Source organism: Pseudomonas sp. MPFS (assembly GCF_022537035.1).
GTDB lineage: Bacteria > Pseudomonadota > Gammaproteobacteria > Pseudomonadales > Pseudomonadaceae > Aquipseudomonas > Aquipseudomonas sessilinigenes.
On the sequence record NZ_CP066123.1, the window covers coordinates 3,891,250 to 3,903,769 of the forward strand.

The window sequence follows — 12,520 nt, forward strand, 5'->3', positions numbered from 1 at the left end:
TCTCCCATGAGCAAGCAACACTATCGCCTGGGCATCGACGCCGGCGGCACCTTTACCGACTTCATCCTCGCCGACCAGCTCGGCAATGTGCAGCTGTTCAAGGCCCCCTCGACCCCGCAGGACGGCACCCTGGCCATTCGCAACGGCCTGGCGCAGATGGCCGACGCCCTCGGGCGCAGCCCGGCGCAGATCATCGGCGACTGCGACCTGTGCATCAACGGCACTACCGTGGCGCTCAACGCCCTGATCGAAAAGACCGGGGTCAAGGTCGGCCTGCTGTGCACCGACGGCCACGAAGACAGCCTGGAGATCCGCCTGGGGCACAAGGAAGACGGCCACCGCTACGACGCCAGCTACCCCCAGGCGCACATGCTGGTGCCACGCCATCTGCGCCGGCCCATCGGCGGGCGCATGCGCAGCGACGGCCAGGAGCACGCCCCCCTGGACGAGGCGGCGATCCTGCGGGCCATCGAGTACTTTCGCGAGCAGGAGGTCCAGGCGGTGGCCATCTCCTTTGTCTGGTCGGTCCGCAACCCGGCCCACGAGCAGCGCGCCGCACAACTGGTACGCGCAGCCCTGCCCGGAGTCTTCGTCTGTACCGGCAATGAAGTGTTCCCGCAGATCCGCGAATACACCCGCACCTCCAGCACCGTGGTCAACGCCTACCTGAGCCCGGTGATGCAACGCTACGTGGAACGCATCGACAACCTGTTCGAAGAACTGGGGGCCCAGCAACCGACCCGCTACTTCCAGTCCAACGGCGGCCTGGCCCCCGGCGCGATCATGAGCACCCGGGCGGTCAATGCGATCAATTCCGGCCCGGCCTCGGCACCCCAGGCCGGGCTGTGCGTGGCCCGGCCGTTCGGCATCGACAACGTGATCACCGTGGACATGGGCGGCACCTCCTTCGACATCACCCTGAGCCAGGGCGGGCGCACCAACTTCAGCAAGGACAGCGACTTTTTGCGCTATCGCATCGGCGTGCCGATGATCCAGGTGGAGACCCTGGGTGCCGGCGGCGGCTCCATCGCCCACCTGGACCCCTTCGGCATGCTCCAGGTCGGCCCGCGCAGCGCCGGGGCCAACCCCGGGCCGGTGTGCTACGGCAAGGGCGGCAGCGAGCCGACGGTGACCGATGCCAACCTGGCGCTGGGCTACCTGGCGGACGGCTCCTTGCTCGGCGGCAGCATCCGCCTGTCACGCCAGGCAGCGCTGGAGGCCATCGGCAGCCGGATCGCCGAGCCCCTGGGCATCAGCGTCGAGCGCGCGGCACTGGGAATCATCACCCTGGTCAACCTGAACATGGTCAGCGGTATCCGCCGGGTCTCGGTGGAACGCGGCTACGACCCACGCCAGTTTGCCCTGATCGGCGCCGGCGGCGCGGCGGGCATGCACGTGATCCGCCTGGCCGAGGAAATCGGCAGCCAGGTGGTGCTGATTCCCAAGGTGGCCTCAGGGCTATGTGCCTTCGGGCAGATCCTCTCGGACATCCGCTACGACCAGTTGACCACCCTGCCCATGCGCCTGGACGACCAGCACGTGGACCTGGCGCTACTCAACCGGACCCTGGCCCGGCTGCGCGAACAGGGCCTGGAGAACCTGCGCCAGGACGGCTTCAGCACCGGCAACCGGATCGACACCCAGTACCACCTGGAAATCCGCTACCTGGGGCAGATCCACGAATGCAGCGTTGAGCTGGCCAGCAGCGAGCTGGGCCCGGCCGGCCTCGCGGCCCTGCGCGAGGCCTTCCACAGGCGGCACGAGGCGCTGTTCTCCTACAGCGAGCCGCAGAGCCCGATCGAACTGGTCAACCTTGAATGCTCGGTGATCGCCCGACTGCAACACCCACCGATGCCAGAACTGCCGATCCCCGAGCGACAGGTGCCGGCAACGCCCCGAGAACAGCGCTCGATGCTGTTCGACGAGGCTGGCGGCTGGCAACCGACACCGGTCTACCAGGGCGAGCAGTTGCAGGCCGGACAGACCCTCAAGGGTCCCTGCGTGATCGAGGAAGCCACCACCAACATCGTGGTGCCGCCGGGCTGGCAGGCGACGCTCGCGCCCTCGGCCTGCTACCGGCTGACGCCTGCCGATTGACCGACCCGCGCTTTTACCCAAATATCACCGGCACCGTGGCTGACCACCCGGTGCTGTCCTGACTAAAAACACAAAAAAGCAGGAGTGATGATGGTTCAGCAACTTTCCACCCGTTACTGGCCCGAACACCAATGCCAGCCCCGCTGGGCCGAAGCCATTGGCAACGCCTACTTTCCCCTGTCTCTTGAATTCAGCAGCGACGGCCCCTTCCAGGGCAACCTGCGGATCTGGGAAACCCCCAGCAGCGCTGTCGCCCTGTCGCGCCTGCGCTCCAGCCGCCTGGGCTATTCCCGAAGCAAGGCGCAGGTCAGCAACGACACCCAGGCCTGCTACCTGGTGACCATTCCCCGGCGCCACGAAGTGCTGTTCGAACAGGACGGCCGCGAACTGCATTGCCGCCCCGGCAGCTTCATCTTCGAACGGGGCGATGCGCCCTACCGCTTCGGCTACGCCAGCGACAACGACCTGTGGGTGTTCAAGCTGCCGGAACAGGCCCTGCACGGCCAGTTGCGCGGCGCCGAGCGCTACACCCGTTTCTGTTTCGATGCCCGGCGCGGCCTGGGGCGGATCTTCGCCGACCAGTTGGCCATGTGCGCCGCGCGCTTCGACGAATGCGCCCCGGCGGCGCGGCATATGCTGCTGGAACAGGCCCTGGCGACCCTGTTGCTGACCCTGCGCCAGGACGAACGGGTGCTCAGCAGCGAAAGCTCCAGCCTGGCTGCCCTGCACCTGCAACGCATCGAAAGCTACGTGGACCAGCACCTGGGCTCGGCAGAGCTCAACCCCAGGCAGATCGCCAGCGCCTGCGGCATTTCCCTGCGCTACCTGCACAAGCTGTTTGCCGACAGCCCCTTCAGCCTGGGCGAATGGATCCGCCAGCAGCGCCTTTACGCGGTGCACCGCCAACTGCGCGACGCCCATTGCCGCCTGTCGATCGGCGAGCTGGCCGCGCGCTGGGGGTTTGCCGACCAGGCCCAGTTCGCCCGGCACTTTCGCCAGCAGTTCGGGTGCACCGCCAGCGAAGCGCGCGCCGCCCAGAGCACCGCCGCACCCCGCCACTGAACGCCGCCCCACACACAGAGGCGCCGGGGAATTTGCCACGGCGCCGGGCATGAACACGCATTTGCCAGTAAACTCCCTGCCCTTTCGCCGCGATCATTTGCCGTGCGGCCAAGCCTTTTGCATGCGGAGCCTGCCTTGCGTCTGTTTCACACCTCCGACTGGCACCTGGGCCAGAACCTCCATGGCCAGGAGCGCGACTTCGAACACGCCTGCTTCCTCGAGTGGCTGCTGCGCCAGCTCAAGCACGAGCAGCCCGACGCGCTGCTGATCGCCGGCGATATCTTCGACACCGTCAACCCGCCGGTCAAAGCCCAGGAACGGCTCTACGACTTCATCGTCAGCGCCCACGAGCAGCAACCGGGCCTGAGCATCGTGATGATCGCCGGCAACCACGATTCCGGTTCGCGTATCGAACTGCCTGCGCCATTGATGCGGCGCCTGCACGCCCATGCCCTGGGCCGGGTGCTGTGGCTCGATGACGGCCAACTGGATACCGAGCGCCTGCTGCTGCCCCTGCCCGATGCCAGCGGCAAGGTCGCGGCCTGGTGCCTGGCCTTGCCCTTCCTGCGACCGGCGGAAGTCACCGGCCGACACCTGGGCGAGGACTACCTCCAGGGCATCGCCCAGGTCCATGAGTGGTTGATTGCCGCCGCCGAGGAACGCCGCCAACCGGGCCAGGCCCTGATTGCCGTAAGCCACGCGCACATGGCCGGCGGCTCAGTCTCCGAGGACTCCGAACGCAGCCTGGTGATCGGCAACGCCGAGGCCCTGCCCGCCAGCCTGTTCGGCCCGCAGATCAGCTACGTGGCCCTGGGGCACCTGCACAAGCCACAGAAGGTCAACGGCGAGGAACGCATCCGCTACAGCGGCTCGCCGATCCCGCTGTCGTTCTCCGAGATCGACTACAAGCACCAGGTCCTGGACATCCGCCTGGACGGCGAGCGGTTGCTCAGCGTCGAGCCGCGGCTGATCCCCCGGGCGGTCAACCTGCAACGTGTCGGTCCCGCTCCCCTGGGCGAAGTCCTGAGCCAACTCGGCACGCTGCCGGACATCGACCTGCTGGCCGAAGAACAACGCCAGCCCTGGCTGGAAGTGCGGGTACGCCTGGACGAACCGCAACCGGACTTGCGCCAGCAACTGGAAAGCGCCCTGCAAGGCAAGGCCGTGCGCCTGGTGAGGATCGCGGCCGAATACGCCGGCCAGGGTGCGCACGACACTCAAGACAGTGGCGGCCAGCTGATCGAACTGGATCAACTGAGCCCCGAAGAACTGTTCCGCCGGGCCTGGCGCGACGCCTACGCCAATGAAGCGGATGAACAGACCCTCAAGGATTTCGCCCTGCTGTTGCAGGACGTCCAGCACGAAGGTGAGCAGCCATGAAGATCCTGGCCATCCGCCTGAAGAACCTGGCCTCCCTGGCCGGCCCGTTCGAGATCGACTTCACCGCCGAACCCCTGGCCAGCGCCGGCCTGTTCGCCATCACCGGCCCCACCGGCGCCGGCAAGAGCACCCTGCTCGATGCCCTGTGCCTGGCGTTGTTCGGCGCCGTGCCACGGCTGAACAATATCGGCCGGGAAACCAAGGTCCCGGAAGTCGACAGCGAAATTCTCACCAGCGATCCCCGCACCTTGTTGCGCCGGGGCACCGGCAGCGGTTTTGCCGAGGTGGACTTCGTCGGCATCGACGGCCGCCGCTACCGCGCCCGCTGGGAAACCAACCGCGCCCGAGACAAGGCCAACGGCAAGCTGCAGGGCAGCCGCCAGAGCCTCACCGACCTGGACGATACGCAACTGCTGAGCAACCAGAGCAAGGCCGAATACAAGCAGTTGATCGAAGCACGCCTGGGGCTCAACTTCGAACAGTTCACCCGCGCGGTGATGCTGGCCCAGAGCGAGTTCAGCGCCTTCCTCAAGGCCGACGACAAAGAGCGCAGCGAGCTGTTGGAAAAGCTCACCAATACGGCGATCTACAGCCAGTTGGGCAAGCGCGCCTTCAGCAAGGCCAAGGAAGCCGACGAAGCGCACAAGGCCCTCACCACCCAGGCCAGCGGCGTTGCCCCGCTGCCAGACGAAGAACGTGCCGAACTGGACCAGCAGTTGGGCGCCGCCCGTGACCAGCTCAAGGGCCGGCAACTGCAACTCAAGCAGCTGGAGGCCCAGCACGGCTGGCTCAAGGAATTGCGCCAGTGGCAGGAGGCCCGGCACAGCGCCGCCGAACAGTTGCAGGAAGCCGAGGCAGAGGCAAAGGTCCTGGCCCCCGAGCGCCTGCGCCTGGAGCGCCTGGAACAACTGGCGCCCCAACGCCATCAGTTCCTGCGCCAGGTCGAACTGAGCGCAACCCTCGAGCCCCTGCGGCAACAGATCGAGCAACAGCAGGCACGACACACGCAGTTGCAACAGCAGCAGGCAACGCACCAGCAACAGGTCCAGGACAGTACCGCCAGCCTGGCCCAGGCCCAGGAACAGTCCAACGACAAGGCCCCATTGCTGCGCGAAGCCTTTGCCGAACAAGGCAGCCTGCAACGCCTGGAGCAAGAGCTGGCCCAGGCCACCCAGGCCCAGGAGCGCGCCGAGCAGGCCAACACCCAGGGCCAGCAGGACATCCAGCACTTGCAGGAGCAGCAACGCCTGGTGGCCGAGCGCCTGGAGCGGATCGCCGGACAACTGCAGCACAGCGCCGCCCTTGCCCCTCTGAGCGAGGCCTGGGATGCCCATCGGGGACGCCTGCAGCAACTGGTGCAGATCGGCAATCGCCTGAACCAGGGCCAGGCGGAACTGCCGGGCCTTGAGCAGCGTGCCGAAACCGCCGCTCGCCAGTTGAGCGAGCAACGCTCACAGCTGGAGCTGCTGTACCGCGAGGCCGGCGCCGAGCCCCAGGCCGTGGCGGAGCAGATCCAATTGCTGGGCACCCTGCTCCAGGACAACCGCAAGCAGCAACGTTCGTTCGAGGACCTGGCCCGGCTCTGGGCCCAGCAGCAAGAGCTGGAGCAGCGCACCCAGGCCCTGCAGGACAAGCAACAAACGGCGGCCATCGAGCGCGATGCGTTGACCAAGGCCGGTATCCAGGCCAAGGCCGACCTGGCGGTAGCCGAGCAGACCCTAAGCGTGACCCAGGCCCTGCTGGAGCGCCAGCGCCTGGCCCGCAGCGCCAGCGTGGAAGAGTTGCGCGCGCAATTGCAGGACGATCAGCCGTGCCCGGTGTGCGGCAGCGTCGAGCATCCGTATCACCAACCCGAGGCCCTGTTGCAAAGCCTTGGGCGCCATGACGAAAACGAAGAAGCCGCCGCCCGGAAAGTCGTGGATGGGCTCAAGGAGCAACTGGCGGAACTGCGCGCCCAGGTCCAGGGCCTGATCGCCCAGCAGAAAGACTTGCTACAGCAACAGGAACAACTGGCCACCCAACAAGAGGCCCTGGCTCCGAGCCTGCAAGCCCACCCCTTGGGCGCCCAGTTGCTGGACCAGGACCCGCCCCAGCGCGATGCCTGGTTGCAACGGCAGTTGGAGCAGTTGCAACAGAGCATCACCCAGGACGAGCAGCGCCAGGACGCCCTGCTGACCCTGCAAAAGGATGCCGCGCGCCTGCAAGGCCAGTTGCAGACCGCCGTCGATGCCAGCCAGCAGGCCGCCCAGCAACTGGAGAAGCAGCGCGAGCAGCTGGACGCCGATCGCCAGCGCCTGGACGAAGAGCTTGGCGGCTTCAGCCAATGGCTGCCCAGCGAGCAGCTCGACGGCCTGCGCCGCGACCCGGCGGCGAGCTTCATGCAACTGGACCAGCAAGTGCTGCAACGCATCGAGCAACTGCGCGAACAGCAGGATGAAACCCAAGAACAGCAGCAGCGCCAGCTGGCCCTGGACAAGGAGCAGGACCGCCAGCAGACCCGCCAGCAGCAACTGCACGACGCCCGGCAGCAGGCCGAGGCCCTGCACCAGCAGCAACAGGCGCGCCAGCAGCGGTTGGCCGAATTGCTGGGAGCCCACGACAGTGCCGAGCACTGGCAACAACAACTGGAACAGAGTGTCGAGCAGGCCCGCTCGGCCCAGGCCACGGCCCAGCAGCAGGCGCAGGAACTGCAGCAGCAACTGATCCAGCTGGCCGCCGAGCTCAAGGCCGGCCAGGAGCGCTGCCAGGCCCTGGAAGCCGAGCAACAGCAACTGGCCGCCAGCATCGAGCAGTGGCGCGCCCAGCACCCGCAACTCGACGATGCCGGTTTGCAAGCGCTGCTGGAACTGGACGACAGCCAGGTCCGCCAACTGCGCGAGCGCCTGCAGGCTAACGACAAGGCCATCGAACAGGCCCGGGTACTGCTCGAGGAGCGCCAGCAGCGCCTGGAACAGCACCAGGCCCAGCACAACGGCAACCTGGAAGCCGAGGAACTGGCCCAGGCCCTGGAAACCACCCAGCAACAGGCATTGGCCGACGAACAGCAAGTGGCCGAACTGCGTGCCCGGCAGAGCGAAGACCAACGTCGCCAGGAGGCCAACCAGGCCCTGGCCCAGGGCATCGCCCAGGCATACGAGCAATGGCAGCGCTGGGCCCGGCTCAGCGCCCTGATCGGCTCGGCCGAAGGCGACAAGTTCCGCAAGATCGCCCAGGCCTACAACCTCGACCTGCTGGTGCACCACGCCAACGCGCAACTGCGCCAGTTGGTGCGGCGTTATCGTCTCAAGCGCGGCGGCAGCATGCTCGGCCTGCTGGTGCTGGACACCGAGATGGGCGACGAACTGCGTTCGGTGCATTCGCTGTCCGGCGGCGAGACCTTCCTGGTGTCCCTGGCGCTAGCCCTGGGGTTGGCGTCCATGGCCTCGAGTACCTTGAAGATCGAGTCGCTGTTCATCGACGAAGGCTTCGGCAGCCTCGACCCCGAGTCGCTGCAGCTGGCCATGGACGCCCTCGACGGTCTCCAGGCCCAGGGCCGCAAGGTGGCGGTGATTTCCCATGTACAGGAAATGCACGAGCGGATCCCGGTACAGATCCAGGTCAGCCGCCAGGGCAACGGCCTGAGCACCCTGGAGGTGAAATGAACGACGCCCAGGCCACCCTCTACTCGTTCCGCCGCTGCCCCTATGCCATGCGTGCCCGGCTGGCCCTGCGCTATGCCGGGGTGAGGCCACGAATGGTCGAGGTCAGCCTCAAGGCCAAGCCACCCGAAATGCTGGCGCTGTCGCCCAAGGGCACGGTGCCGGTGCTCAGCGTCGGCGAGCGGGTGATCGATGAAAGCCTGCAGATCATGCTCTGGGCCCTGGAGCAGAATGACCCCGGGGATTGGCGCCTGCTGGGCGAGCCCCAGGCCCGGGTGCAGATGGCGGGGCTGATCGAGGAGAACGATCAGGTGTTCAAGGTCCACCTCAATCGCTACAAGTACGCCGAGCGTTACCCCGAGGCACCGATGGAGCATTACCGGGCCCAGGGCGAGCTGTTCCTGGCGCGCCTGGAGCGGCTACTGAGCCGGCAGCGCTATCTGCTGGGCGGCCATCCAAGCCTGGCGGACGCGGCCCTGCTGCCCTTCGTCCGCCAGTTCGCCCACGTGGATCGCGACTGGTTCGCCCAGACGCCCTACCCGGCGCTGCAAGCCTGGTTGCAGGGCTGGCTGGAGTCCGAGCTGTTCAGCGCGATCATGGCCAAGCCCGCCTGACACCCAATTGCGCTTGCCTGGCCGAACGCCGAGGGTCCTGCGGCCCTGTAGCAGCCTCGCAGGCTCGGCAGCGGCTACAGGCCCTGCGCGGCTGCCGCCAGGCGAAATCGGCAAAACTGCCGTGCTAAGGTTCAGCACCTGTCCTGCAACGGCGAGCCGCCATGTCCATCGTGATCCGTACCCATCCCCGCCTGACCTTCGGTGTCCTGGCCGGCTGCATCGCCGGCTTGCTGGTGCCGGCCCAGACCCTCACCGGCAAGATCCTCATCGGCTGGAACGTGGCGGTCTGGACCTACCTGGCGTTGATGTTCTGGCTCACGGTCCGGGCCCGGGCCGACCAGGTCAAGCGCATAGCCGAGGCCGAGGACGAAAACGCCGGGCTGGTGCTGCTGATCGTCTGCGTCGCCGCCATCGCCAGCCTGGTGGCCATCACCCTGGAACTGGTGGGCAGCAAGGACCTGGACACCACCCGACGCCTGCTGCACTACGGTTTCACCGGCCTGACGGTGATCGGCTCCTGGCTGCTGGTGGGGGTGATCTTCAGCGTCCACTACGCCCGCCTCTACTACACCTGGGACGGCCCGGAGCCGGCCCTGCGCTTCGCCGAGAACCTGAAGGACCCCGACTACTGGGACTTCCTGTACTTCTCCTTCACCATTGGCGTGGCCGTGCAGACCTCGGACGTCGGCGTGGCCACCCGCGAACTGCGCAGGATCGTCCTCGCCCAGTCGCTGATCGGCTTTTTGTTCAACACCGCGATCCTGGGTTTTTCCATCAATATCGCCGCCGGACTGTTCAGCTGAACTGCACGAAACTTCTAGACGCCCGTCCAGCCCGGTCGTTGAATGCCCAGGTGAAATCCACCGGCAGCCCAGCATGAGTACGCACAACTGGATCGACCTGGCCCAGGACGCCGACACCGGCATCGAGACCCTGCGCGCTCATTTCACTGGCCACGCCTACGACCCGCACTGGCACGACAGCTACCTGGTGGGGGTCACCGAACAAGGCGTACAGCAGTTCAACTGCCGTCGCACCCGGCACCAGAGCACACCCGGCAAGGTGTTTCTGCTCGAACCCGGGGAAATCCACGACGGCGAGGCGCCCACCGCCGGTGGTTTCACCTACCGCATGCTGTACCTGGACCCACAATGGCTGACGCGCGAGCTAGGGGCGCTGTTCGCCGAAGCACCGATCGATAGCCAACTGGGGTTCGACAGCACCCTGGCCTGCGATCCACGGCTGGCCCAGGCCACCAGCGCGGCATTTCACAGCCTGCACCACGGCGAATTGCGCATCGTGCGCCAGAGCGCCATGGATCGCCTGCTCGAGCAATTGACCGGGCACCTGCAGTGGCGCCAGCGCTATGGCCACGACCCGCGCCTGCCCCGGGTGGCGCAACGGGCTCGCGACTACCTGCACGCCCACCTCTACCAGGACCTTAGCCTGCAAGCCCTGAGCAACGCCTGCGGCGTCGACCGTTTCCGCCTGAGCCGGGCCTTCAAGGCCGCCTTCGGCCTGCCGCCCCACGCCTATCTGGTGCAATTGCGCCTGAGCCACGCCCGACGCTTGCTGGCCGGCGGTGCGGCACCGGCCGAGGTGGCCAGCGCCCTGGGCTTTGCCGACCAGAGCCATCTCGGGCGCTGGTTCATGCGGGCTTACGGCCTGAGCCCGGCGCTGTACCGCAAGCGCTGCACAAAGCTTCCAGACGCCTGAGGCGCGGGCCGCGAAGATCAGCTCTTCGATCTTCACTGGAGCGCCCCATCATGTTGCCTGCCCTGCCCAGCCTGCTGCCCTTCGTCATGTTCGCCATCGTCGCCTCCATCACCCCGGGGCCGACCAATCTCCTAGTGCTGAGCAACAGTGCCCGTTATGGCCTGCGGGCCGCACTGCCGATCATTTTCGGCGCTGGCGGCGCCGCGGCTGGCATGGTCTGGCTGGTGGGCGGCGGGCTGGGGGACAAGCTGGCCCACCTGCCCGAGGTGCAACTGGCCATGCAAGTGGTCGGCCTGCTGTGGCTCAGCGGCCTGGCCTGGCAGATCTGGCACGCCCCGACCCACACCGCACACACCGCCGCGCAACGACGCTTGGGGTTCCTCGGCGCGGCGGCCCTGCAACTGGTGAACCCCAAGACCTGGCTGATGGCGTTGGCGGTGGTCAGCGTGTTCGCCGGGCCTGCGGATGATCGCCAGGGTCGGGTGCTGTGCCTGTCGCTGGTGTTCCTGCTCGTCGCCCTGCCCTGCCTGGGCGCCTGGGCCCTGCTGGGGGCTGGCTCGGCCCGCTGGCTGGGCTCGCCCCGGGCGATGCAGCGATTCAACCGGGGCATGGCGCTGCTGTTGCTGGCCGCCACCTGGCTGAGCCTGTGGGCCTGAGAGACCACCGGTCGCCACAGGCCCCAGGCCAATCACCCGGGGCCTGGGCCGGAATGCACCATTGGTCAGCCAGTAGCTGGATGTGCGTTGATTTACCCCCACACCGCTCTTGACGGCGCAACCGATTCTGCGGTTCCCTGAAACCGGTTTCAGGCCAACCTCACAGATCCTGCGAACCGATAATTCCAAGAACAAGGTCATCGCCCGTGAATCAGTTTTCCGCCGCCCAGCGCAGCCGCGTCACCATGCTCGATGTCGCCCACCGTGCCGGAGTCTCCAAGGCCAGTGTGTCGCGCTTCATCGGCGAAGACCGCGCCCTGCTTTCCGACGCCATCGCCCTGCGCATCGAGCAAGCCATCAGCGAACTGGGCTATCGCCCGAACCAGATGGCCCGCGGCCTGAAGCGCGGACGCACGCGCCTGATCGGCATGCTGGTGGCCGATATCCGCAACCCGTATTCGATTGCCGTGATGCACGGCGTGGAAACCGCCTGCCGCCTGCACGGCTACAGCCTGGTGGTGTGCAACACCGACCGCGACGACCAGCAGGAAGCCCGGCACCTGGCCAACCTGCGGGCCTACAACATCGAAGGCCTGATCGTGAATACCCTGGGCCACCACCTGGACCAATTGCAGCAATTGCAGGAGGAAATGCCCATGGTGCTGGTGGATCGCAAGCTGGCGCAGTTGCAGGCTGACCTCGTGGGCCTGGACAACCCGGCGGCAGTGCACCTGGCCATCGAGCACCTGGAACAACAGGGCTACCGCGACCTGCTGCTGGTCAGCGAACCCCATGACGGCACCAGCTCGCGCCTGGAGCGCAGCACCAGCTTCCACGCCGAGATCGTCCGGCACCCGGCCCTGCGTGGCCAGGTGCTGGTAACCGGCAGCGGGCTCAACGCCGGCCTGCAAACCTTCCTCGACAGCCCGGGCCCAGGCCCCAAGGCGCTGTTCTGCGCCAACGGCGTGGCTGCCCTGGCAGCCACCAATGCCCTGCGCCAGCTCGACCGGCCGCTGTTCGGCGAGCTGGGCCTGATCGCCCTGGACGACCTGGACTGGTACCCGCTGGTGGGCAACGGCATCACCGCCCTGGCCCAACCCACGGCGGCCATCGGCGCCAGCGCCTTCGAATGCCTGCTCAAGCGCCTGCGCGGCGATAGCGGCCCGGCCCGGGTGCTGGACTTTCCCGCACAACTGATCGTCCGCGGCTCGACCCGCCAGGCCCGAGAGTAAGGCTATGGAAGGCCGTGCGAGCCTGGGCGCATCGCGGGTAGCCGCTGCCGCAGACTGCGCATGGACGCGCAGCGGCCACAAGGTGCGGCGAGCACAGGGATAGACAGCAATACGGCATTTATTCG

At 67.0% G+C, this 12,520-nt stretch carries 9 protein-coding genes; all 9 read left to right on the forward strand.

Annotation, left to right across the window (positions count from 1 at the left end; translation table 11 throughout):
* The first annotated feature begins 6 nt into the window (after positions 1-6).
* On the forward strand, positions 7-2,097 hold the full coding sequence (locus I9018_RS17690; RefSeq protein WP_241107026.1) for a hydantoinase/oxoprolinase family protein: 2,091 nt from the start codon (positions 7-9) through the stop codon (positions 2,095-2,097).
* A gap of 90 nt (positions 2,098-2,187) precedes the next feature.
* A complete protein-coding gene (locus tag I9018_RS17695; RefSeq protein WP_124347792.1) occupies positions 2,188-3,159 on the forward strand; it encodes a helix-turn-helix domain-containing protein in 972 nt (323 codons plus the stop codon).
* 135 nt (positions 3,160-3,294) lie between these two features.
* Positions 3,295-4,539 (forward strand): exonuclease SbcCD subunit D C-terminal domain-containing protein, encoded by a 1,245-nt coding sequence (locus I9018_RS17700; protein ID WP_068595962.1) that lies wholly within the window; start codon positions 3,295-3,297, stop codon positions 4,537-4,539.
* Positions 4,536-8,180, forward strand: coding sequence for an AAA family ATPase (locus I9018_RS17705; protein WP_241107027.1), 3,645 nt, complete (start codon positions 4,536-4,538; stop codon positions 8,178-8,180). The genes I9018_RS17700 and I9018_RS17705 overlap by 4 nt, the downstream gene beginning before the upstream one ends.
* On the forward strand, positions 8,177-8,791 hold the full coding sequence (locus I9018_RS17710; protein ID WP_241107028.1) for a glutathione S-transferase: 615 nt from the start codon (positions 8,177-8,179) through the stop codon (positions 8,789-8,791). The genes I9018_RS17705 and I9018_RS17710 overlap by 4 nt, the downstream gene beginning before the upstream one ends.
* Positions 8,792-8,952: 161 nt before the next feature.
* Positions 8,953-9,594, forward strand: coding sequence for a DUF1345 domain-containing protein (locus tag I9018_RS17715; protein ID WP_053129007.1), 642 nt, complete (start codon positions 8,953-8,955; stop codon positions 9,592-9,594).
* A 73-nt stretch (positions 9,595-9,667) separates the two neighbouring features.
* On the forward strand, positions 9,668-10,507 hold the full coding sequence (locus I9018_RS17720) for an AraC family transcriptional regulator (RefSeq protein WP_241107029.1): 840 nt from the start codon (positions 9,668-9,670) through the stop codon (positions 10,505-10,507).
* A gap of 50 nt (positions 10,508-10,557) precedes the next feature.
* Positions 10,558-11,163 (forward strand): LysE family translocator, encoded by a 606-nt coding sequence (locus I9018_RS17725; protein WP_124347796.1) that lies wholly within the window; start codon positions 10,558-10,560, stop codon positions 11,161-11,163.
* A 206-nt stretch (positions 11,164-11,369) separates the two neighbouring features.
* Positions 11,370-12,395, forward strand: coding sequence for a LacI family DNA-binding transcriptional regulator (locus I9018_RS17730; RefSeq protein WP_068588240.1), 1,026 nt, complete (start codon positions 11,370-11,372; stop codon positions 12,393-12,395).
* Positions 12,396-12,520: the final 125 nt, after the last annotated feature.

What these genes read in the sequence shown, in the direction of transcription:
- I9018_RS17690 (WP_241107026.1), top strand. Translation starts at nt 7, where the DNA reads ATGAGCAAGCAACACTATCGCCTGGGCATCGACGCCGGCGGCACCTTT.
- I9018_RS17695 (WP_124347792.1), top strand. Translation starts at nt 2,188, where the DNA reads ATGGTTCAGCAACTTTCCACCCGTTACTGGCCCGAACACCAATGCCAG.
- I9018_RS17705 (WP_241107027.1), top strand. Translation starts at nt 4,536, where the DNA reads ATGAAGATCCTGGCCATCCGCCTGAAGAACCTGGCCTCCCTGGCCGGC.
- I9018_RS17710 (WP_241107028.1), top strand. Translation starts at nt 8,177, where the DNA reads ATGAACGACGCCCAGGCCACCCTCTACTCGTTCCGCCGCTGCCCCTAT.
- I9018_RS17715 (WP_053129007.1), top strand. Translation starts at nt 8,953, where the DNA reads ATGTCCATCGTGATCCGTACCCATCCCCGCCTGACCTTCGGTGTCCTG.
- I9018_RS17720 (WP_241107029.1), top strand. Translation starts at nt 9,668, where the DNA reads ATGAGTACGCACAACTGGATCGACCTGGCCCAGGACGCCGACACCGGC.
- I9018_RS17725 (WP_124347796.1), top strand. Translation starts at nt 10,558, where the DNA reads ATGTTGCCTGCCCTGCCCAGCCTGCTGCCCTTCGTCATGTTCGCCATC.